The organism is Frigoribacterium sp. CFBP 8766, assembly GCF_014841435.1.
Classification (GTDB): domain Bacteria; phylum Actinomycetota; class Actinomycetes; order Actinomycetales; family Microbacteriaceae; genus Frigoribacterium.
Window position 1 is genome coordinate 763,579 of record NZ_JACYTX010000002.1, and the last position, 21,746, is coordinate 785,324.

At 72.7% G+C, this 21,746-nt stretch carries 20 protein-coding genes; 12 read left to right on the forward strand and 8 right to left on the reverse strand.

Features of this window, described 5'->3' with window-relative positions; all coding sequences use genetic code 11:
• Nucleotides 1–426 precede the first annotated feature (426 nt).
• On the forward strand, nucleotides 427–1,089 hold the full coding sequence (locus tag IFT90_RS09355) for a hypothetical protein (RefSeq protein ID WP_192041937.1): 663 nt from the start codon (nucleotides 427–429) through the stop codon (nucleotides 1,087–1,089).
• On the opposite strand, the gene IFT90_RS09360 is transcribed toward IFT90_RS09355, so the two are convergent.
• Nucleotides 1,076–1,852, reverse strand: a complete 777-nt coding sequence (locus tag IFT90_RS09360) for an SDR family oxidoreductase (protein ID WP_192041938.1) — start codon at nucleotides 1,850–1,852, stop codon at nucleotides 1,076–1,078. The two genes, IFT90_RS09355 and IFT90_RS09360, sit on opposite strands and share 14 nt — an antisense overlap.
• Before the next feature lie 191 nt (nucleotides 1,853–2,043).
• Between IFT90_RS09360 and IFT90_RS09365 the strand changes: the two genes are divergently transcribed.
• From IFT90_RS09365 to IFT90_RS09385, 5 genes are all read left to right on the forward strand, one after another.
• A complete protein-coding gene (locus IFT90_RS09365) occupies nucleotides 2,044–3,375 on the forward strand; it encodes a bifunctional o-acetylhomoserine/o-acetylserine sulfhydrylase (protein ID WP_192041939.1) in 1,332 nt (443 codons plus the stop codon).
• A 72-nt stretch (nucleotides 3,376–3,447) separates the two neighbouring features.
• On the forward strand, nucleotides 3,448–4,656 hold the full coding sequence (locus tag IFT90_RS09370) for a homoserine O-acetyltransferase (RefSeq protein ID WP_192041940.1): 1,209 nt from the start codon (nucleotides 3,448–3,450) through the stop codon (nucleotides 4,654–4,656).
• 214 nt (nucleotides 4,657–4,870) lie between these two features.
• On the forward strand, nucleotides 4,871–6,028 hold the full coding sequence (locus IFT90_RS09375; RefSeq protein WP_192041941.1) for a sensor histidine kinase: 1,158 nt from the start codon (nucleotides 4,871–4,873) through the stop codon (nucleotides 6,026–6,028).
• Nucleotides 6,025–7,284: a hypothetical protein gene (locus IFT90_RS09380; protein ID WP_192041942.1), complete on the forward strand. Its 1,260-nt coding sequence runs from the start codon at nucleotides 6,025–6,027 to the stop codon at nucleotides 7,282–7,284. The genes IFT90_RS09375 and IFT90_RS09380 overlap by 4 nt, the downstream gene beginning before the upstream one ends.
• Before the next feature lie 79 nt (nucleotides 7,285–7,363).
• Complete coding sequence (locus IFT90_RS09385) at nucleotides 7,364–8,041, forward strand: response regulator transcription factor (protein WP_123546384.1); 678 nt, start codon at nucleotides 7,364–7,366, stop codon at nucleotides 8,039–8,041.
• Nucleotides 8,042–8,098: 57 nt separating this feature from the next.
• Here the strand turns inward: IFT90_RS09385 and IFT90_RS09390 are convergent, their stop codons facing one another.
• The 3 genes from IFT90_RS09390 to IFT90_RS09400 form a co-directional block, all read right to left on the reverse strand.
• Nucleotides 8,099–9,388, reverse strand: a complete 1,290-nt coding sequence (locus IFT90_RS09390; protein ID WP_192041943.1) for an MFS transporter — start codon at nucleotides 9,386–9,388, stop codon at nucleotides 8,099–8,101.
• A gap of 167 nt (nucleotides 9,389–9,555) precedes the next feature.
• Nucleotides 9,556–9,888 carry a thiamine-binding protein gene (locus tag IFT90_RS09395; protein WP_192041944.1) on the reverse strand — a complete coding sequence of 111 codons (333 nt, stop codon included), beginning with the start codon at nucleotides 9,886–9,888 and terminating at the stop codon, nucleotides 9,556–9,558.
• The gene (locus IFT90_RS09400; protein WP_192041945.1) at nucleotides 9,885–11,264 is read right to left on the reverse strand and encodes a glycosyltransferase 87 family protein; all 1,380 of its coding nucleotides are present in this window, start codon (nucleotides 11,262–11,264) and stop codon (nucleotides 9,885–9,887) included. The genes IFT90_RS09395 and IFT90_RS09400 overlap by 4 nt, the downstream gene beginning before the upstream one ends.
• 79 nt (nucleotides 11,265–11,343) lie before the next feature.
• On the opposite strand from IFT90_RS09400, the gene IFT90_RS09405 reads away from it, so the two are divergent.
• Genes IFT90_RS09405 through IFT90_RS09415 form a run of 3 tightly spaced genes read left to right on the forward strand, consistent with a single transcriptional unit; the run spans nucleotide 11,344 to nucleotide 13,828 of the window.
• Complete coding sequence (locus IFT90_RS09405; RefSeq protein WP_192041946.1) at nucleotides 11,344–12,159, forward strand: ABC transporter substrate-binding protein; 816 nt, start codon at nucleotides 11,344–11,346, stop codon at nucleotides 12,157–12,159.
• Complete coding sequence (locus IFT90_RS09410; protein WP_192041947.1) at nucleotides 12,123–13,028, forward strand: ABC transporter permease subunit; 906 nt, start codon at nucleotides 12,123–12,125, stop codon at nucleotides 13,026–13,028. Before IFT90_RS09405 ends, IFT90_RS09410 begins: the two co-directional genes overlap by 37 nt.
• Before the next feature lie 38 nt (nucleotides 13,029–13,066).
• The gene (locus IFT90_RS09415) at nucleotides 13,067–13,828 is read left to right on the forward strand and encodes an amino acid ABC transporter ATP-binding protein (protein ID WP_192042345.1); all 762 of its coding nucleotides are present in this window, start codon (nucleotides 13,067–13,069) and stop codon (nucleotides 13,826–13,828) included.
• A 46-nt stretch (nucleotides 13,829–13,874) separates the two neighbouring features.
• Here IFT90_RS09415 and mmsB read toward each other — a convergent pair whose 3' ends face one another.
• The 3 genes from mmsB to chvE form a co-directional block, all read right to left on the reverse strand.
• Entirely contained in the window at nucleotides 13,875–15,029 is a 1,155-nt protein-coding gene (mmsB, locus tag IFT90_RS09420) for a multiple monosaccharide ABC transporter permease (protein WP_123546390.1), read from the reverse strand.
• 50 nt (nucleotides 15,030–15,079) lie between these two features.
• Nucleotides 15,080–16,627: a multiple monosaccharide ABC transporter ATP-binding protein gene (mmsA, locus tag IFT90_RS09425; protein WP_192041948.1), complete on the reverse strand. Its 1,548-nt coding sequence runs from the start codon at nucleotides 16,625–16,627 to the stop codon at nucleotides 15,080–15,082.
• A 77-nt stretch (nucleotides 16,628–16,704) separates the two neighbouring features.
• A complete protein-coding gene (gene chvE / locus IFT90_RS09430) occupies nucleotides 16,705–17,835 on the reverse strand; it encodes a multiple monosaccharide ABC transporter substrate-binding protein (RefSeq protein ID WP_192041949.1) in 1,131 nt (376 codons plus the stop codon).
• Between the two features lie 382 nt (nucleotides 17,836–18,217).
• Between chvE and IFT90_RS09435 the strand changes: the two genes are divergently transcribed.
• Nucleotides 18,218–18,910, forward strand: coding sequence for a YceI family protein (locus IFT90_RS09435; protein ID WP_192041950.1), 693 nt, complete (start codon nucleotides 18,218–18,220; stop codon nucleotides 18,908–18,910).
• A gap of 66 nt (nucleotides 18,911–18,976) precedes the next feature.
• On the opposite strand, the gene IFT90_RS09440 is transcribed toward IFT90_RS09435, so the two are convergent.
• On the reverse strand, nucleotides 18,977–19,834 hold the full coding sequence (locus tag IFT90_RS09440; protein ID WP_192041951.1) for an NAD(P)H-hydrate dehydratase: 858 nt from the start codon (nucleotides 19,832–19,834) through the stop codon (nucleotides 18,977–18,979).
• An 85-nt stretch (nucleotides 19,835–19,919) separates the two neighbouring features.
• Between IFT90_RS09440 and IFT90_RS09445 the strand changes: the two genes are divergently transcribed.
• Together IFT90_RS09445 and IFT90_RS09450 are read left to right on the forward strand one after the other, a co-directional pair.
• The gene (locus tag IFT90_RS09445; RefSeq protein ID WP_192041952.1) at nucleotides 19,920–20,555 is read left to right on the forward strand and encodes an HAD family phosphatase; all 636 of its coding nucleotides are present in this window, start codon (nucleotides 19,920–19,922) and stop codon (nucleotides 20,553–20,555) included.
• Nucleotides 20,552–21,697 carry an NADH:flavin oxidoreductase/NADH oxidase gene (locus IFT90_RS09450; RefSeq protein WP_192041953.1) on the forward strand — a complete coding sequence of 382 codons (1,146 nt, stop codon included), beginning with the start codon at nucleotides 20,552–20,554 and terminating at the stop codon, nucleotides 21,695–21,697. Before IFT90_RS09445 ends, IFT90_RS09450 begins: the two co-directional genes overlap by 4 nt.
• Nucleotides 21,698–21,746: the final 49 nt, after the last annotated feature.

Consider the following 21,746-nt stretch of genomic DNA (forward strand, 5'->3'; position numbering starts at 1 on the left):
GTCGCACATGGCCGACGAGACCCCCCGATACCAGCCAGTGTGCAGATGCGGCCACGACGAGGCGGCCCACGAGCACTACCGACGCGGCAGCGACTGCAGCCTGTGCGGCGCCGCCGCCTGTGGTCGATATCGGCCCGGACGCTGATGCTCGCGGCTCCCGGTCCCCCGATCGAGGGTCGGCACTTCTGCCGACCGCGTGTCCCCCGGACGCTGAGGCACCGCTCAGACAGGGCGTACCCCAGATAGCCCCTCAGGGTGTGCTCGACAACCACCCGAACTGGGGACGCGTCACCCTCGTCGACCGGGCGCGTCGTCCCACAGCTGGGAAGCGTCGCCGACGGCCGGACGCGGGGACCGAGCATCGGCCGCGGTCGACCCGACGTCGTTAGCCTGGTCCCGTCCCGATCCAGCCCCAGGAGGTCACCCGTGCCCCACGGTCCCGGCCAGCGCCGCCGCGCCGAGCGGTCCGCCCTCGAGCGATCGGTCGACGAGGGCCTCCTGATCATCCGCTCGGCCCTCGTGGTCTCGGCCACCAACCACGTCATCCGGCGAGCGCTGCAGGAGGCGCTGCCCTTCGACGAGGTCGTGGCCACCCAGGTCGTCCGCGACGACATGGAGCGCCTGGCCGAGCAGCAGCTCGCCGGGGCCGCCCGCGTGCGGCGCCTGCGTCGCCAGACCGGCCGCGCGTACGGCCAGTCGCGGCACCAGTTCGACTACCGCACCGACGACGCCGGGGCGCTGAAGCTCCGCGAGGCGACCGCCAAGGCGCTCGCCGCCGAGCTGACGCGGAGGCGCGACGACGACGCGTTCGTCGGCGGCGTCGTGGAGGCGGCCCGGTCGCGCGCCTGGGACGACGTCGGCAGCACCGTGGTCGACCGGCTCGGCTGGGCGGCGTCGCCCGCGCCGGGCTACGACGACGGGCGGGACGAGCGCATCCGAGGACTCGTCGAGGGCGACCTCGCCGACCTGCTGCGCACGGCCGGTCGCGAGGACGACGCCGACCCGGCTCTCGACCGCGACGCAGGCACCGACCGCCCCGCGGGCACCGGCCCCGAGACGGGCGTGGGCCCCGACCTCAGTCGCGACTGACGCGCAGCGGCCCCTTCGCGATCTTGTGGGGCGCGGCCTGGGCGACCGGCTTGATCGTCACGAGGTCGAGGTTGACGTGGGCGGGCAGCTCGACCGAGTGCACGATCGACTCCGCGACGTCCTCGGCGACGAGCGGCGCCTCCACCGCCGAGTAGACGGCGTCGGCCCGCGCCTGGTCGCCGCCGAAGCGGACCAGCGAGAACTCCTCCGTGTGCACCATCCCCGGAGCGATCTCCACCACCCGGATCGGCTCCCCCGCGAGCTCGAGGCGGAGCACTGCGACGAGCGCGTGCTCGGCGAACTTCGACGCGTTGTACCCGCCGCCGCCCTCGTACGCGACGTGGCCCGCGATGGAGGTGACCGTCACGACGTCCGCGCCGCCCGCCTCCTCGGCCCCTCGCCTCAGCGCCGGCAGCAGCGCCGACACGGCGCGCTTCGTGCCGAGCACGTTGACCTCGAACATGCGCCGCCAGTCGTCGACCGAACCGTGCTCGACCGAGTCGAGGCCGAAGGCGCCGCCGGCGTTGTTGACCAGAACATGCAGCGGGCCGGTCTCGTCGACGTGCGCGCGCAGGGCCGCGACGTCGTTGTCGCTCGTGACGTCGGCCCGGAACCAGTTCGCCCCGGTCTCGTCGGCGAGCGCCCGGAGGCGGTCCTCGCGTCGGGCGACCGCGAGCACGTCCCAGCCCCGTGCCCGGAACAGCCGGACCGTCGCCGCGCCGATGCCCGAGCTCGCTCCCGTGACCAGTGCCCGCTTCGCCATGTGCCGTCCTCGTCGTTCGTTCGTTCTCGTCCGTGGTGACCGTCGCGTCCTGCCTGCGGCCGTCGCCCACGCTAGCGCGGCGGACCGACGTCGCCCGTTACGCCGCGAGTCCGTCCCCGTGGACACCCGCCCCGCGCCTCCGTACCGTGGCCCGCAGCCGCACCACCCCCGACCCGGACGAGGAGCACACCATGAGCGCAGAGACGCCCGACTGGAAGTTCGAGACCCAGCAGATCCACGCCGGGGCACGACCCGACCCGACGACCCACGCCAGGGCGACGCCGATCTACAAGACGACCTCGTACGTGTTCCGCGACTCGCAGCACGCGCAGGACCTCTTCGCCCTCGCCGAGAACGGCAACATCTACTCGCGCATCATGAACCCGACCCACGACGTGGTCGAGCAGCGCATCGCCGCGCTCGAGGGCGGCGTCGGCGCGCTGCTCGTCGCGTCCGGCCAGGCCGCGTCGACCTTCGCCGTGCTCAACCTCGCCGAGGCCGGCGACCACATCGTCTCGTCGTCGTCGATCTACGGCGGCACGTACAACCTGTTCCGCTACACGCTCGCGAAGCTCGGCATCGAGACCACCTTCGTCGAGGACCAGGACGACGCGGACGAGTGGCGCCGCGCCGTCCGCCCGAACACGAAGCTCTTCTTCGCCGAGACGATCGGCAACCCGAAGATCAACGTCCTCGACATCGAGAAGGTCGCCGACGTCGCCCACGCCGAGGGCGTGCCCCTGATCGTCGACAACACGATCGCGACGCCCTACCTGATCCGCCCGATCGAGCACGGGGCCGACATCGTCGTGCACTCGGCCACGAAGTTCCTCGGCGGGCACGGCACCGTGATCGGCGGCTTCATCGTCGACGGCGGCAGGTTCCCCTGGAGCGCCGACGCCGAGCGGTTCCCCGGGCTCACCCAGCCCGACCCGTCGTACCACGGCGCCGTCTACACGCAGGCGGTGGGCGACGCCCTCGCCTACGTGATAAAGGCCCGGGTGCAGCTGCTCCGCGACCTGGGCGCGTCGAACAGCGCCGACAGCGCCTTCTCGCTGATCCAGGGCATCGAGACGCTGAGCCTCCGCATCGAGCGCCACGTGCAGAACGCCCAGGAGATCGCCGAGTGGCTCGACGCGCGGGACGACGTCGCCGCGGTCTGGTACGCCGGGCTGCCGACCAGCCCCTGGTACGCCGCCGCCAACAAGTACGCCCCGCGCGGCGTCGGCGCCGTGCTGTCGTTCGAGCTCAAGGGCGGCGTGGACGCCGGCCGGGCCCTCGTCGACGGGCTGCGCCTCTTCAGCCACCTCGCGAACATCGGCGACGTGCGGAGCCTCGTCATCCACCCCGCCTCGACGACGCACTCGCAGCTGACCCCCGAGCAGCAGCTCACGACGGGCGTGACGCCCGGGCTCGTCCGGCTCTCGGTCGGCCTCGAGAACGTGGACGACCTGAAGGCCGACCTCGAGGCCGGCTTCGCCGCCGCCCGCGCCGTCACGCAGGAGGCGCTGCGCACCTCCTGAGGTCGCACCGGGGAGACGCGGCGGACGTAACAAACGGACCGCCCCTCCCCGGGTCGAGCAGGATGGCAGCACATGGACTGGCAGAGCACCCCCGAGGACACCGTCCCGTCGAGCGTCGTCAGCGAGCGCACCCGCCTCGCGATGCTGGCCCGCCCGCCCGTCACCGGGGCGTGGCGCGACGGCGACGATCCGGGCGACCGCGCGTTCACAGCGCTCGACCGGCTCGACCTCGAGAGCGGCACGACCCTCGACCGCGTCCGCATCGCCTACGAGACCTGGGGCGAGCTCTCCCCCGCCCGCGACAACGCCGTGCTGCTGCTGCACGCGCTGACGGGCGACAGCCACGTCGTGGGCCAGGCGGGCCCCGGCCACCGCACCGCGGGCTGGTGGGGCGGCGTCGTGGGCCCCGGTCTCGCCGTCGACACCGACCGCTGGTTCGTCGTCGCGCCCAACATGCTCGGCGGCTGCCAGGGCAGCACCGGCCCCTCGTCGTTCGGCCCCGACGCCGTCGAGTGGGGCTCGCGGTTCCCGCATCTGACGATCCGCGACCAGGTCGCCGCCCAGGCGGCCTTCTCGGATGCTCTCGGCATCGAGCGGTGGGCTGCCGTCGTCGGCGGCTCGATGGGGGGCATGCACGCCCTCGAGTGGGGCGTGACGCACCCCGACCGGGTCGAGCGGCTCGCCGTGCTGGCGGCCCCGCCCCTGGCGAGCGCCGACCAGATCGCCCTCAACACGGTCCAGACCGAGGCGATCCGGATGGACGCGGCCTTCGCGGGCGGCGACTTCTACGACGCCGTCGACGGCGAGGGGCCCTGGCGCGGCCTCGCCCTCGCCCGCCGCATGGCGCTGCTCAACTACCGGTCGCCGGAGGAGCTCGCGGCCCGGTTCGGACGCGCCTGGCAGAGCGACATCTCTCCCTTGGGCGGCCCCGGCCGGTTCCAGGTCGAGAGCTGGCTCGACTTCCACGGCGCGAAGTTCACGCGCCGCTTCGACGCCGGCAGCTACGTCGCCCTGCTGGGGGCGATGAACTCCCACGACGTCGGCCGAGACCGAGGCGGCGTCGAGGAGGCGCTCGCACGGGTCACGGCGCGCACGCTCGTGCTCGGGGTCGACAGCGATCGGCTCTTCCCCGCCCGCGACCAGCAGGCGATCGCCCGGCACCTGCCGAACGGCCTCGACGACGGCGAGGCCGTCGTGATCACCAGCGAGTACGGACACGACGGCTTCCTCATCGAGGACGACGCGGTCGGCCACCACCTCCGCCGCCTGCTGGCGAGCTGACCCGGCGCCCCGCCCGGTCGAGGCGTCCCCTGGGCGGTCCCCCGAACGGCCGACACGTCCCCCGTTCCGCGCCTGCCCGCGACACGAGCGATCCACGTGTCCCCGGCGCGTCGCGCACGCCTGTGCGCCTCACAGGGCCTGCACATGTGGAAACATGAGGGGTCGCTGTCACCCGACAGACACGCACCACGTCGTCCGTACCCGTTGGATCACCATGGACATATTCGCCCAGGAACGCGATCGGCTCCTGAGCTCCACCACGCGCACCCTGGGCATCGCCTGCGCCGGGGTGTCGCTCGTGGCCCTGGCGTTCCCGGGCGTGACCGAGCCAGCTCACCTCGCCCTCGTGGCCGTGCTCGTGGCCGTCCTCGTCGCGGCACTGGTCGTCGTCGGCCGGTCGGGCTCGCGCTGGGCCGTGCTCGGCGGCATGGCCGCCGGCCTCGCCGCCACGGTCGTGGCCCTGCTCCCGTTCGGGGCGCCGGCCGACGCGGCCGTCGCGACGGCGGTCATCCCCCTCGCAGGAGGCGCCAACGCGTCGTTCGCGTTCGTCCTGTCCACGAGCCGCATCCGCGTCGTCACCGCCGTCGTCGCGTTCGCCGTCTCCGTCGCGTGCGTCTCGCTCGCCACGGGATCCGTCCTCACCTTCCCCGTCGCGGCCGTCGTGCTCGGCTGGGTCCTCGTCTTCGTGGTCGGCGTCTGGCTCGGCCGCGCCGTCCCACTCGCCGCCCGTCGCATCTACAGCATCGGCAACGCGCACCGTGCCGAGCGCCAGGCGAGCGAGACGGAGGCGCAGCGCCGGCAGGGCGCGCGCCTCCTGCACGACACCGTCCTCGCGACCCTGACCCTCCTCGCCCACTCGGGCGTGGGCGTCACCCCCGAGGCGCTGCAGGCGCAGGCGGCGGAGGACGCGCGCCTGCTGCGTCACCTCCGCCTCGGCGGGACGCCCCAGCCACAGGCGTCGGGCGAGTACACCCTCGAGACCGTCGAGGAGTCGCCCCTCGGGCAGACCCTCGAGTCGGTCAAGCAGCGCTTCGGGCGCATGGGCCTCGAGGTGAGCTGGCACGGCACCGGCCAGGTGCTGCTGCCGACGCACGTGCTCGACGCGTTCCTGCTCGCCCTCGCCGAGTGCCTCGAGAACGTGCGGCGCCACGCCGGCGTCACCGAGGCGCACGTCACGATCATCCACGACGACTCCATGGTCCGCGCGATGGTGACCGACGCCGGCGTCGGCTTCGAGCTGAACGGCGTGAGCGAGGAGCGCCTCGGCTTCAAGGAGTCCGTCGTCGGCCGCCTGCGCGAGGTGGGCGGCAGCGCCCGGCTCTTCTCGTCGCCGGGCTCCGGCACCACCGTCGTCCTGGAGGCGCCCCGATGAGCATCGACGAGAACACCCTCGGGGTGCAGCGTGGGCGGCGGGCCGCCCGCGGCCTGCCGATCGGCTCGACGGGGGCGCGCTCCCTGCGCCAGGCCCGTGCCGCCGGCGCGACCCTCGGCACCGGCTACCTGGGGATCGGCGCGGCCGTCGTCGCCGCCGTGCAGGCGGTCTACGGGCTCGTCTTCTTCCTCAGCCACCTGTCCGACTACCCGATGGTCGCGCCCGCCCTCGTCGCGTGGCTCCTCTACATCGCCGCGTTCGTCGGCACGGCTGCGCTCGTGACGATCCGGGGCGAGCGCCTCACCGGCGGGGTCTTCGCCGTCATCGGCGGCATCATGATCGTCGTCGTCGTGCTCGACTTCATCGCGATCTGGCCGCTGCACGACGTCGGCGCCTACGCCACGGCGAGCGTCGCGGTCGGCTTCGGGCTGCTGCCCGTCGTCACCCTGCGGCCGGCCCGCGAGATCGTGGTCGCCGTCGGGGTGCTCCTCGTGGGCTTCGTGGTCATGGTCGTGGCCTCGACCCCCCTCACCGCCGACTCCGTGCCGCAGCAGATCTCGATCGTCGCGCTCGCCGTGCTGCCGAGCGCCGTCGCCGTCTCGGTGGTGCAGCGGTTCCGGCGGATGGTCCAGGTCGAGCTCGACCGCGTGCTGGTCCAGAGCAACGTCTCGCAGCCCCGCTTCGCGGTGGGGATGCTCGCGAGCGACGAGCTCGCCCGCCTCGACCTCGCCGCCGAGAAGCTGCTCGACGGCGTCGCCGGGGGCGACGTGCCCCTCCCCCTCGCGCCCAAGGTCGCCTCGCAGGCCGCGTCGCTCGCGACCGAGCTGCGGCTGCACCTCATCGAGGGCCGCCGCGAGACCTGGCTGCACCACGCCGTCACCGAGTCCGAGTACCTCGGGCGCTCGGTGACGCTCGTCGACCCGTCGTCGCTCGCCGGGCTGCTCGCGCCGACGCAGCGCGACGGACTCCTGCAGGCCGTGTGGCTCCTCCTCGGCGACTCGAAGACGAGGGCACCGAGCGCGGCGATCACACTGACCCTCGGCCCCGTGGCCGCCGTCACCCAGTCGATCGCCTCCCTGGCCGGCCGGAGCGTCGAGGTCCCGATCGTCGTCTCGACGACCGGCATCCGGCGCAACCGGGTCACCCCCGCGACGTGGAGCGCCCTCGAGCGCGTGGGCGAGTACTCGGCCTCGACGCACGAGTCCAGCCTCCGCCTGCGCATCCACTGCATCGTCGACAACCCCGCCGAGTCGTGACCGCCCGCGACAGGGCTGTCTGCACCTCGACCCGTCCGTCTAGCATGGACACCACCTCCTCAGAAAGAAGGACCGCCCCGTGACGACACCCGACGACCGCATCCGTCTGGCCCTGGTCGACGACCACAAGATGCTCCTCGGCGCCCTGAGCGAGTGGATCCGGGGCGCTGCCAGCGACATCTCGATGGTCGCCGCCGTCGCGTCCTGGCCCGAGCTGCTCACCCACCCCGAGTTCCCCGTCGACGTCGTGCTGCTCGACCTCGACCTCAAGGACAACATCCCGATCTCCCTCAAGATCAACACCCTCAAGACGACCGGCGTGAAGACGGTGCTGATGAGCACCTACTCCGAGCCGAACGTCGTCCGCGAGGCCCTCGCCGCCGGGGCGCTCGGCTACCTCGTCAAGAGCGAGGACGCCGAGATGATCGTCGAGGCGATCAGGGCCGCCGCCAAGGGCGAGTCGTACATCTCGGCCGAGCTCGACCTCGCGCTCAACGCCGCCGAGATCGGCGGGGTGCCGAAGCTCAGTGCGCAGGAGCGTCGCGTCATGGCCCTGTACGGCGGCGGCGAGCCCGTCAAGGCCGTGGCCTACCAGCTCGGCATCAGCGAGGAGACGGCGAAGAGCTACCTCAAGCGCATCCGCGAGAAGTACCGCGTGGCCGGCTACGACGTCGGCACCAAGGTGGCCCTGCGGAAGCGCGCCATCACGGACGGCATCCTGCTGCAGACCGACATGCCCGCGCAGACCAGCTTCTAGCCACGACGTGACGACGGCCCGGCCCCCCGGAGGGTGCCGGGCCGTCGTCGTCGGTCCCTAGCGCCCCTGCACCACGAAGACGGACCCCGTGTCGGTGTCCTCCTTGTGGTCGGCCTCGCTGGCGGCGGCGCAGAGCGCGGCCTGACGCGCGTCGCCCGTCTTCTGCAGCCGGAAGCTGGCCACGGTCAGCACGACCCCGACGAGCGCCAGCGCCACGCCGACCCAGCCCGGGGCGGCGAAGCCGAACCCGGCGGCGATGACGGCACCGCCCAGGTACGCGCCCGCGCTGTTGCCCAGGTTCATCGACGAGTGGTTGAGGGCGGCGCCGATCACCTGGCTCTCACCGGCCACCTCCATCAGCCGCGATTGGACCGAGGGCCCGATCATCGAGCTGACGAGTCCGAGGAAGAACGTGGTCACGAAGATGCCCACGATGCCGTCGACCAGCAACGCGTACGCGACCAGCGCGGCGATCAGCCCGACGAACCCGACGGTGAGGGCGGCCTTCAGGTTCTTGTCGCTCGCCCAGCCGCCGATGACGTTGCCGATGGTCATGCCGACGCCGACACCGACGAGCACCCACGGCACGACGCCTTCGCCGACGCCCGCGCCCTCGGTCACCGCGTTGGCGATGTAGCTGTAGACGGCGAAGAACCCGCCGAAGCCGATGGCGCCGATGCCCATGACGAGCCAGACCTGGGGCTTCCCGAACGCGCTGAGCTCCCGCCGCATCGAGGCGGACGAGTCGCCCTCCATGCGCGGCACGGCGAGCGCGACGGCGACGAAGGTCAGCGCGAAGATCGCGGCCACGGCGAGGTAGGCGGCGCGCCAGCCCTGCGCCTGTCCGAGCGCGGTGATCGACGGGACGCCGATCACGTTCGCGATCGTCAGGCCGCTGAGCACGAGGGCGACGCCCTTGCCCCGGTTGCCGGGGCCCATGATGGTGGCCGCCACGATGGAGGCGATGCCGAAGTAGGCGCCGTGCGGCAGGCCCGCGAAGAACCGCGCCCCGAGCACCCAGCCGAACGTCGGCAGCACCGCCGACAGCACCGTGCCGACGACGAACAGGGCGAGGAGCCCCATCAGCAGCTTCTTCTTCGGCAGGTGCGACGACATCGCCGCGATGGTCGGGGCGCCGACGACGACGCCGAGCGCGTACGCGCTGACGAGCCAGCCCGCCTGGGCGATGCCCTCGTCCGACGACCGCGCGTAGAGGCCGGGGAGCAGGTCCTGTGCGATGTTCGGCAGCAGGCCCATGGCGACGAACTCGGTCGAGCCGATGCCGAACCCGCCGAGTGCGAGGGCGATCAGGGCGAGGGTCTTGCGGCGGGTGGTGAGGACGATCACGGGCGGCTGCCTTCGAGGTCGGAGGGGCGGGCTGGGATCCAGGGACTCTCCGTCGAGCTGGCTGGTGCGCGACGGGCACGAGGCCCGTCCGTCGGGCACCTGACGTTCGAATCGATTCGACAGGGCCAGGTCGATCCTACCGCCTGGCAGGCACGAGGAGCGAGGGCTCAGCCCTGCTCGCCCAGCGCCCGCTCGAGGCGCTCCACCTTGCCGTCGAGCTCGCCGGTGCGGCCCGGGCGGATGTCGGCCTTGAGCACCAACGAGACTCGAGTGCCGTACCGGCCCACCGCCTCCGTCGCTCGCTTGACGACGTCCATGACCTCGTCCCACTCCCCCTCGACCTCGGTGAACATCGAGGAGGTGCGGTTCGGCAGCCCGGACGCGCGCACCACCGCGACGGCCGCGGCCACCGCCTCGTGCACCGAGTCGCCGTGCGCCTCGGGGTCGAGCGATCCGGCGGACGGGCCGCCGCTGGGAGAGACGGAGAAGGCGACGATCATGCGGTCATACTCGCACCGTCGCCGGGACGCCGCCACGACGCGGCGGCGTCCGACGAGCGCGACGACGAACCGGCCCGCCACAGCTGCACCAGCGCCACGACGAGCAGCGCGACCTCGCCGAGGTTCCGCACCGTGATCAGCACGAGCATCCAGGGCTCGACGCCGAGCAGGGCCTGGTACTCCCACGGGTAGATGACCTGTGTGAGCGCGGCGATGCCCACGGCCAGCGCGGCAGGCACAGCGGCCGACGGCCCTCCGCGCCGGGCGAGCACGAGCCAGAGCACCACCGGCGGCGCGAGCCAGGAGACGAACTGCGGCGAGCCGACCTTGTTCGTGACGATGAGGGCCGTGACGAAGGCCAGCGACAGCGGCGCGAGGAGGTGCACGGCCGACGCGCCGCGCCTCACGGCCCGCAGCCCCAGCAGCAGCACGAGCAGCACGACGAGAGCCATCAGCACGGTCGTGAGCCTCGCGGCGGTGCCGACGCCGTCGCCCTCCACCTGGTAGGTGAGGATCTGGTGGTCGTAGTAGACGAAAGCCCCCGGCGTCGCGGCGGCGGCCCGCCACAGCCACGCGGTGGCGGTGGGCGACTCCACCTGCAGCCCGCGGCCGGCCTGCTCCCCCACGAAGCCGAGCACGGTGGCCCCGCTGCCGAGCACGAGCGAGATCGCGACGACGGTGACGGTCGTCGCGACGGCGCCCACGACGACGTCACTCCGGGCCCGGCCGCGCAGGGCCACGACGGCGGCGACGACGAGGGCGGCCGGCCACACCTTGACCCACGCGGCGACCGTCAGCAGCACGGACGCGGCCAGCGGCCGGGACGAGAGCAGCAGCAGCCCGACGATCGCGAACGGCACGGTGACGGCGTCGATGCGCCCGACGGCGATCGGCCCGAGCGCGAGCAGGAACAGCAGCCACCACCAGGCGGCCCCGACGTGAGGACGTCCGTGCACGGCCTCCGCCGGCGCTCCTGCTCCTCGTGTGCGGGCCACTGGTCTACGGATCCCGCCGATCAGCACCGCGAACGCCCCCGCGTCCAGCAGCAGCACGATCGTCAGCCACGCCTGCCCGTAGTGGGCGTCGCCGCCGACGCGCGCGAGCAGCATCGGCACGGCGGCGAGCAGCGGGTAGACCCACGGCCGGTCCACGCCCACCCAGTCGCCGCCTCCCACGCCCTGCTGCATCCACGTGCGATAGACGCTCCACACGTCGCCCATCGGCTGGTTCGGCCCGGTGAGCGCCGCGTGGCCGACGACGAGGTGGACGAGCACGAAGGCCGACCACAGCACGGCAGGGTGAGCCGCGACGCGTGCCGAGAGGCGTCGTGAGGCGCCGTCCGCGCCGGGTGCACGAGGAGGCGCGGCGACGGTCATGCGGGCAAGGCTAGCCGTCCGGCGTCACACGAGGCCTCGGTGCCGCCGCGCGGGACCGCGGACGGATATCCTGCCCCTCATGCCCCGCACCCGTCTCCGTCTCGCGGCCGCCGCCGTCTCCGTCGTCGCCGCCGTCGCCTCCTTGTCGGCCTGCGCCCCCACGTCCGGCTCCGGCGACGGCCTCGTCACCGAGGGCAAGCTGACCGTCGCGACCGGCGAGCCGGCCTACAGCCCGTGGGTCGAGGACGACGACCCGACGACCGGCCAGGGCTTCGAGGCCGCGCTCGCCTACGCCGTGGCCGACCAGCTCGGCTACGAGAAGGACGACGTCGTCTGGGTGCGCTCCACCTTCGACGAGGCGATCGCGCCCGGCCCCAAGACGTTCGACCTGAACCTGCAGCAGTTCTCGATCACGGAGCAGCGCGCCGAGGCCGTCGACTTCTCGTCGCCGTACTACGAGACGCGCCAGGCCGTCGTCACCCTGCCCGGCAGCGCGGCCGAGGGCGCGACGAGCGTCGCCGACCTGCAGGGCCTCGCCATCGGCGCCCAGAGCGGCACGACCAGCTTCACCGCGGCCGAGAAAGTCATCGACCCCGAGGGCGGCGTCCAGGCCTACAACTCGAACGACGACGCCAAGGCGGCGCTCGAGGCCGGCCAGGTCGACGCGATCGTGCTCGACGTGCCGACCGCCACCTACTTCGTCGAGGGCGGCGTCGTGCTCGGCCAGCTCGCCGCCGAGGACGGCGCGAGCGACGAGCTCGGCATCGTCCTGCCGCTCGGCAGCGCGCTCACCGGCGACGTCACCGACGCGGTCGAGGCCCTGCGCGCCGACGGCACCCTCGACGAGCTGCAGCAGGAGTGGCTCGCCGACTACGACGTGACGGAGCTGTCGTAGCCCGCACCGCGCTCGCGGTCGACGCCCACCCCGTCAGCGACCTCGAGCTCGGCCGGCGCGCTTTCCGGCGGCGGCAGTCGGGGCGCTCCGTCGCGATCGCCGCCGTGAGCACGATCGCCTTCGCGGCCCTGGCCTGGTGGGCCGTCACGAGCACGCCCGGCTGGGACAGGGTGCGCTTCAGCTTCTTCGACGGCCCCACCCTCGTCGCCGCCTGGCCGCGGGTGCTGGAGGGGCTCTGGCTGAACGTGCGGGTGCTCGTCGTGGCGCTGATCGGCGTCGCCGTGCTCTCGACCCTGCTCTCGGCCCTCCGCACGCTGCGAGGCCCCGTCTTCTTCCCGGTGCGCGCCCTGGTGCGCGGCTACACGGACCTGTTCCGCGGACTGCCGCTGATCATCGTGCTCTACCTCGTCGGCTTCGGGGTGCCCGGGCTCGGCCTCGGCATCCCCCGCCTGCCCGCGGAGGTCTGGGGCACGGTCGCCCTCGTGCTCACCTACTCGGCCTACGTCAGCGAGGTCATCCGTGCCGGGCTCGACGCCGTGCACCCGTCCCAACGGCTGGCCGCCCGCTCGCTCGGCCTCAGCCACGCCGCGACGCTGCGGCTGGTCGTGTTCCCCCAGGCGATCCGCAAGGTCACGCCGGCCCTGATGAACGACGTCGTCTCGATGCAGAAGGACGTCGGGCTGATCTCCGTGCTCGGCGCCGTCGACGCCGTGCGCGCCGCCCAGATCGAGACCGCGACCGCCGCCAACTTCACGCCCTACGTGCTCGCCGGGCTGCTCTTCGTCCTGCTGGCCCTGCCGACCGTCTGGCTGACCGACTGGCTGTCGGCGCGCCTCCGTCGGCGTGAACAGGCCGGGAGCGTCGTGTGAGCGAGCAGGACCAGAGCAAGGGCCACGGCCAGGCCGACCTGACCGCAGGAGGCGCGGCGTCGGGCGCCGAGGTCGTCCTGCGCCTCGAGGGCGTCCGCAAGTCGTTCGGCGGCACCACCGTGCTCGACGGCATCGACCTCGACGTGGCCCGCGACGAGGTCGTCGCCCTGATCGGCGCGAGCGGCTCGGGCAAGTCGACGCTGCTGCGCACGGTGAACCTGCTCGAGCAGGTCGACGACGGGCGCATCGTGCTCGGCGGCGAGGACATCACCGATCCGCGGGTGCGGGTCGACGCCGTCCGGGCCCGCATCGGCGTCGTGTTCCAGCACTACAACCTGTTCCCGCACCTCACGGTCCTCGACAACGTCTCGCTGGCGAGCCGCCACGTGCTGCGGCGCCCCCGGGCCGAGGCCGAGGCGCGGTCCCTCGAGCTGCTCGAGCGCGTCGGGCTCGGCGACAAGGCGCGTGCCTACCCCGACCGCCTGTCGGGCGGCCAGCAGCAGCGCGTCGCGATCGCGCGGGCCCTCGCCCCGAGGCCTGCCGTGCTGCTGCTCGACGAGGTGACGAGCGCCCTCGACCCCGAGCTCGTGGGCGAGGTGCTCGACCTCGTCCGCACGCTCAAGGAGGTGGGGACCACCATCCTCATGGCGACCCACGAGATGGCGTTCGCCCGTGACGTCGCGGATCGGGTGGTGTTCCTCGACGCGGGCCGCATCGCCGAGCAGGGCCCGCCGGCCCAGCTCTTCGGGGCGCCGCGCACCGAGCGGGCGAGGGAGTTCCTCGCCCGCGTCTCCGGCTGAGGCGCCGGCGCCCCTCCCGGGGACCGCCGGCGCCCCGCGTCCGCCCTCAGCGGCGCCGGCGCTTGCTGTACACGTCGAACGCGACGGCGAGCAGCAGCACGAGCCCCTTGATGACCTGCTGCCACGCGGCGTCGACCGACAGGATCGACAGGCCCTGGTTGAGCACGCCCATCACGAGGCCGCCGATCACGGCCCCGACGACGGTGCCGATGCCGCCCTGCACGGCGGCGCCGCCGATGAACACGGCCGCGATGGCGTCGAGCTCGAAGCTCTGGCCCGCCGACGCGACGGCGCTGCCGGCGCGGGCCGTGCTGACGACGCCGGCGAGCCCGGCGAGCAGGCCCATGTTGACGAAGATGCCGAAGGTGACCCACTTCGTCTTGACGCCCGACATCATCGCCGCGTACAGGTTGCCGCCCATCGCGTAGACGTGCCGGCCGAAGACGGTGCGCGTCAGCAGGAACGAGTAGAGCAGCACCAGCGTCGCCAGGATGATCAGGATGATCGGCGTCCCGCGGTTGTAGGCCAGCAGGTAGCAGAGGTACATGATCGCGGCGACGGCGATGGCGATCTTCAGCACGAACGAGACCGCCCGCTCGCGGGGCAGCTCGAGGCGCCGCAGGTTCGCCCGGGCGCGCAGCTGCTGAGCGACGAGGCCCGCCGAGGCGAGCAGGCCGATGCCGAGCGTGAACAGGTCGGGCTGGCCGGTCGTCGGCAGCGTGCCCGAGCCGATCGAGTTGAAGGCCCGCGGCAGCCCGCTGATGGTGCCGCCCGTGAGCAGCACGAGGGCCACGCCGCGGAACACCAGCATTCCGGCGAGCGTGACGATGAACGCCGGGATGCCGACGAAGGCGATCCAGAAGCCCTGCCACGCCCCGATCAGCGCGCCGACGAGCAGCGACAGCGCGACGGCCACGCCCCAGGGAAGCCCCCAGTCGTTCATGGCGAGCGCGGCGACCGCGCCCACCGTGGCGACGACCGAGCCGACCGAGAGGTCGATGTGCCCCGCGATGATCACGATCACCATGCCGATCGCGAGGATCAGCACGTAGGCGTTCTGCTGGATCAGGTTGCTGACGTTGCCGGGGTAGAGCAGTCGGCCCTCGGTCAGCACCTGGAACAGCAGCACGATGACGAGCAGGGCGGCGAGGATGCCGTACTGCCGCATGTCGATCCGCAGGCGTCGCTTGGAGCCCGGCATCGGCCCGGACGCAGGAGGCGGAGCGGACGGACGAGGAGGTGCGGTGGTGGTCACGAGGCTTCTGCTCCTAGGTTCCTGGTCGCGGTCATGTGGCGCATCAGCTCTTCCTGGCTGGCGTCGGCGCGCGAGAGCTCGGCCGTGAGCCGCCCCTCCGCGATGGTGTAGATGCGGTCCGAGAGGCCGATCAGCTCGGGCAGCTCGCTCGAGATGACGACGACCGCCTTCCCCTGGGCGGCCATCTCGGCGATGATCCCGTAGATCTCGTACTTCGCCCCGACGTCGATGCCCCGGGTGGGCTCGTCGAGGATCAGCACGTCCGGGCCCGAGTAGATCCACTTGCTGAGGACGACCTTCTGCTGGTTGCCGCCGGAGAGGTTGCCCACGACCGACGAGACCGACGGGGTCTTGATGTTCATCTGCCGGCGGTAGTCGTCCGCCACGGCGTACTCGCGGTTGCGGTCGATGACGCCGAGCCGGGCGAGCTTGCCGAGCGCGGCCGCCGAGACGTTGACCGTGATGCTGCCGATCAGGTTCAGGCCGTAGCGTTTCCTGTCCTCGGTGACGTAGGCGATGCCGTTCTTGATCGCCTCGCCCACGGTGCGGGTCTGGATCTCGACGCCGTCCTTGTAGACGCGGCCCGAGATGTCGCTGCCGTACGAGCGCCCGAAGAGGCTCATCGCGAGCTCGGTGCGCCCCGCCCCCATCAGGCCCGCGAAGCCGACGATCTCGCCGGCCCGCACGGTGAAGGAGGCGTCGTCGACGACCACGCGGTCGGCGTCGACCGGGTGGTGCACGGTCCAGTTCTCGACGCGCAGCTTCTCGGCGCCGATGTCGGGCACCCGCGGCGGGAACTGGCTGTCGAGCGGACGGCCGACCATGGCGCGGATGATGCGCGTCTCGATCTCCGGGGTGTCCTCGACCGCGAACGCCTCGATCGTCTTCCCGTCCCGGATGACCGTGACCGTGTCGGCGATCGCCCGGATCTCGCCGAGCTTGTGGCTGATGATGATCGCCGTGATGCCCTGGTCGCGCAGCTGGTCGATCAGGCCCAGCAGGTGCGCCGAGTCGTCGTCGTTGAGCGCGGCCGTCGGCTCGTCCAGGATCAGCAGCTTCACCTCCTTCGAGAGCGCCTTCGCGATCTCGACGAGCTGCTGCTTGCCGACGCCGAGCTCGAGCACCTTGGTGACGGGGCTCTCGGCGAGGCCGACCCGCTGCAGCAGGGCCGCCGCCTCCAGGTTGGTGCGGTTCCAGTCGATGACGCCGCCGCGCTGCACCTCGTTTCCGAGGAAGATGTTCTCGGCGATCGAGAGGAACGGGCTGAGCGCGAGCTCCTGGTGGATGATCACCACGCCGTCGCGCTCGCTGTCGTTGATCGACGAGTAGCGGACGGGCCGGCCGTCGAGCTCGATCACGCCGCCGAAGCTGCCGTGCGGGTAGACGCCCGACAGCACCTTCATCAGCGTCGACTTGCCCGCGCCGTTCTCTCCGCAGATCGCGTGCACCTCGCCGCGCCGCACGCTGACGGAGACTCCGTCGAGCGCGCGGACGCCGCTGAACTCCTTGACGATGTCGGTCATCTGGAGGATGACGTCGTCCATGTGGTCCTCGTTCCGTTCAGGGGTGAGGGAGCCGGCGGCGGCCCGTGGGGACCGCCGCCGGCTGCCGGGTGGTGGGGTCAGAGACCCACGTCGCCGGCGTCGACGAAGCCGGAGTCGACGAGGACGGACTGCACGTCGTCCTTCGTGACGACCACCGGGTCGAGCAGGTACGCCGGCACGACCTTGACGCCGTTGTCGTACGTCTCGGTGTCGTTCGTCTCGGGGTCCTCGCCCGCGACGATCGAGGCGATCATCGCCTGCACCTGGGTGCCGAGCTCACGCGTGTCCTTCCAGACCGTCATCGACTGCTGGTCGGCGAGGATCGCCTTGACGTTCGCGACGTCGGCGTCCTGGCCCGTGATGATCGGCCAGTCGGTGCCCGCCTGGTAGCCGGCCGCGTCGAGGCTGGCCTCGATGCCGAGCGCGAGGCTGTCGTTCGGCGAGAGCACGACGTCGACCTTGTCTCCGCCCGTGTAGAACGACTGGAGGCGGTTGTCCATCTCGGCCTGGGCGTCGTCCGAGCCCCAGCCGAGGATGCCGATGGCCTTCCAGCCGTCGTCGTCGGCCGGTGCCTTGCCGCTCGGCACGGTCAGCACGCCGCTCTCGACGTAGGGCTGCAGGACGTCCCACGCACCGGCGAAGAAGAAGCCGGCGTTGTTGTCGTCGGGGCTGCCCGCGAAGGGCTCCATGGTGAACGGGCCCTTCTCGCCGTCGGCGAGGCCGAGCTGGTCCTCGATGTACTGGCCCTGCAGCTGGCCGACCTTGTAGTTGTCGAAGGTCGCGTAGTAGTCGACCGCCTCCGTGCCGTTGATGAGGCGGTCGTAGGCGATGACGGTGACGTCCTGCGAGGCCGCGTCCTCGAGCACGGGGCCGAGGGTCTGCCCGTCGATCGCGGCGACGACGAGGATCTTCGCGCCTCCCGCGACCTGGTTCTGGATCTGGCTGATCTGCTGGTCGGTCTTGTTGTCGGCGTACTGCAGGTCGACGGTGCAGTCGTCGCCCTCGAGCTTCTCCTTGAGGCCCTCGCCGTCGTTGATCCAGCGCTCGAGGCTGCGCGTCGGCATGCTGATGCCGACGTTGCAGTCGGTGCCGGCGGCGTCGTCCCCGCCGCCGGAGCCGCCGGAGGAGCCGGCGGGTGCGCAGGCCGCGAGTCCGGCCACGAGGCCGAGCGTCAAGGCCGCCACGGAGAGCGTGCGTGCTGTGGTCATGGTGCGGATCCTTCCGATGGGATCTGCCCGGGCGACGGGTCGCGGCTCCCTCCGGGTGCGTGGGGAGCGTCGTGGCCGTGGTTCGTCGTCGAACCGGTCCAGATCGAGCTGTACTTCGCTGTAGTGCTCGAGGCCGACGAGGGTGCGTCGGCTATTTGTTGGCTCTCGGAACATATAGCCGGGAGGAGGCGCGCGCCAGAGCGAGGAGCCGTCGTTACCGAATCGAGATGAACGATGCTCGCGTCCGCCCTGGTCGAGGGCCGGTTGCCGCGCCTGCACCTTCCCAGCGCCGTCCTAGGGTGACGCGTCATCATCCTGGGCAGGCGCCTCCTCCGTGCCGACCAGCCCGAGCAGCACCCGAGCCGACCCCAGGAGACACACCATGAAGAAGAAGACCGGAATCGTCCTCGGAGTCGCAGCGGTCGTGGTGGTGGGCCTCGGCGTCACCGCCGCCGTCGCCGGCCCCGCCTTCTACCGCGACGTGATCGTCGGCGAGCCCGAGGCCGCCCCCACCGTCTCGGTGACGCCCGGCGCGACGACCATCGACACGAGCGACCTCAGCGGCGCCTGGACCGTGGGCGACGGCAGCACCGCGGGCTACCGCGTGGACGAGGTGCTGAACGGCACCGACGTCACCGTCGTCGGCACGACCGACCAGGTCACCGGCACCGTCACGGTCGAGGGCGACTCGGTCACGGCCGCCACGATCGACGTCGACGTCGCGAGCATCGCCACGGACAGCGGCAACCGCGACGGCTACTTCCGCGACGACGCCATGGAGGCCTCGACCTACCCGACCGCGACCTTCGTCCTGACCCAGCCCATCGACGCCGGCGTCCCCGCCGACGGCGACGTCGAGACCGTCGAGGCGACGGGCGACCTCACGATGCACGGCGTCACCCAGAGCGTCACCGTCTCGCTGCAGGCCGCGCTCTCGGGCGACGGGGTGCAGATCAGCGGATCGGTGCCGGTGACCTTCAGCGACTACGGCGTCGAGGCGCCGAGCTTCGGCTTCGTCCAGGTCGAGGACTCGGGCACGGTCGAGTTCCTCGTGTCGGCGACCCCCGCCTCCTAGGCGCGCAGCGATGTGACGCTGCCAGGGCATCTCGCTGAGGCGGACTGCCCCGGAGCGTCAGCTCGATCAGCGCAGCAGGGCGGCTATCGTCGCCGGGAGCGCGTCCACGAGGCCCAGGACCGTGAGGGGCCCTCCGGCGCTCGCGCGCTCGGCGGCCAGGCCGTGCACGACCGCGGCGGTGGCCGCGAGACGGGCGAGTGCGTCCTCCTGGGCGAGCGCCTCGTCCGAGTGGGTGGCGACGAGCGCGCCCAGCACGCCGCCGAGCGCGTCACCGGCGCCCGCCGTCGCGAGCCAGGTCGGCGCGCTCTCGGCCACCAGCCGGGTGCCGCCGGGCGAGGCGACGTGCGTGCGGTGGCCCTTCACCAGGACGGTGCAGCCCCACTCCCCCGCCGCCCGCACCGCGGCCTCGGCCGGGTCGGCGGCGACCTCGTCGACCGACCGGCCCGACGCCCGCGCCAGCTCGCGGAAGTGCGGCGTCAGCACGACCGGCCCCGTCGCCCGCCCGCGCAGCGACAGCGCACCCGCGTCGAGCACGAGGGGCAGCCCCGAGGAGGCGGCCGTCTCGAACCCCTCCGCGGTCTCGTCGTCGAGGTGGTCGGGGTCCACCCCCGAGCCGAGCAGCCAGGCCTGCACCCGGCCGGGGCTCGTCACGGCCTCCGGCCGTCGGTGCAGCACGAAGTCCGAGGCACGCGACGGGCCGAGGTAGCGGAGCATGCCGACGCCGGTGTGCAGCGCGGCCTCCACGCCGAGGACCGCGGCCCCCGGGTACGCGGTCGAGCCGGTCACGACGCCGAGCACGCCGCGGCTGTACTTGTCGTCGTCGACCGCCGGGACGGCGATCCAGGCAGCGGCGTCGGCGGGCGTCCAGGCGGTGAGCCGGGAGTCGGTGGAGCGGGAGTCGGCGGAGCGGGAGTCGGTGGTCACGCCCCGACGCTAGTCGGGCTCGCGGCGCCGGCGTCCGGAGACTCGGCCGAGCCGAGCCGGCCGACGCCGCCGATACGGTGGGTCGATGAGCATCTCGATCCCCGGCCGCACCGTCGTCTTCGACTACGGCGAGGTGATCTCCCGGTTCCCCGACGACGCCTCGCGTCGGCGCATCGAGGAACTCGCCGGTGTCGAGCCCGCCGCCCTCTGGGCCAGCTACGGTGCCCACCGGCACGCCCTCGACCACGGCCGGCTCACGGCCACCGGCTACTGGCGGGCCGTCGAGGCCGACACCGGCGCCGACTGGTCGCGCACCCGCGTGCACGAGCTCTGGGCGGCCGACTTCCCGTCGTGGTTCGTGCCCGAGCCCGGCACCCTCGACGTGATCGCCGACCTCGCCGACGGCGGCACGCGCCTCGCGATCCTCTCGAACGCCGGCCAGGACTTCGCCTCGCCCTTCCGCCACTCGCCCCTCGGCGACCTGTTCGAGCAGGTGTTCGTCAGCGCCGAGCTCGACGACCTCAAGCCGTCGGCGTCGATCTTCCGGCACGTTCTCGCCGAGCTCGGAACAACCGCCGCCGACACGGTGTTCATCGACAACAGGTCCGACAACGTCGAGGCCGCCCAGGCACTCGGCATCACCGGGCACCTGTTCACCGGCCCCGAGCCGCTCCGACTGTTCGTCGAGGGCCTCGCGGGCCTCCCCACCGAAAGGCGATGACCGCTCTCGTGACCCAGACGGACGCTGCACCCTCCCCCACCTCCGCACCCGGCGCCTCCCCCGTCGGCCTCTTCGACTCCGTCACGCTGCGCGGCCAGACGTTCCGCAACCGGCTCTGGGTCGCGCCCATGTGCCAGTACTCGGCCGAGGAGCAGGACGGCGTCGCCACCGACTGGCACCTCGTGCACCTCGGCTCGCTGGCCCGAGGAGGCGCGGGCGCCGTCATCTCGGAGGCCGCGTCCGTCACCCCCGACGGCCGCATCTCGCCGCAGGACCTCGGCATCTGGAACGACGACCAGGTCGAGGCCCTGAAGCCGATCACCGCGTTCGTCCGCTCGCAGGGCTCGGTGCCCGGCATCCAGCTCGCGCACGCCGGGCGCAAGGCGTCCACGTTCCGCCCCTGGAGCGAGACCCAGGGCTCCGTCCCCGAGGCCGAGGGCGGCTGGCCGACCGTCGCGCCCTCCGCGGTCGCCTTCGAGGGCTACGCCGTGCCGCGCGAGCTGACCCGCGACGAGGTCGTCGGGCTCGTGGAGGCCTTCCGCGCCGCGGCCCGCCGCTCGGTCGAGGCCGGCTTCGGGCTGATCGAGCTGCACGCCGCCCACGGCTACCTGCTGCACCAGTTCCTCTCGCCGCTCAGCAACGAGCGCACCGACGAGTACGGGGGCTCCCTCGAGAACCGGGCGCGCCTCCTCGTCGACGTCGTCCGCGCCGTGCGGGCCGAGGTCGGCGACGACCTGCCGCTGCTCGTCCGCTTCTCGGCCACGGACTGGGCCGAGGGCGGCTGGGACGAGCACGAGACGGCCACCGTCGCCGCCTGGTCTCGCGACGCCGGCGCCGACCTGTTCGACATCTCGACCGGCGGGCTCGTCGCCGGGGTGACGATCCCGGTGGGCCTCGGCTACCAGGTGCCGTTCGCGCAGCACGTGCGCGAGACGGCCGAGGTCGAGACCGGGGCCGTCGGCCTGATCGTGTCGGCCCGGCAGGCGCAGGCCGTCGTGGCCGAGGGCCGGGCGGACGTCGTGCTGATGGCCCGCGAGTTCCTCCGCGACCCGCACTTCCCGCTGCGCGCCGCGGCCGAGCTGGGCGTCGAGCTCGACTACTGGCCCGAGCAGTACCTCCGGGCGCCGTTCCGCACCGCGTAGCGCCGCGGACGACGACGACGGCCGCGCCGCCCCCTCGGGGTCGGCGCGG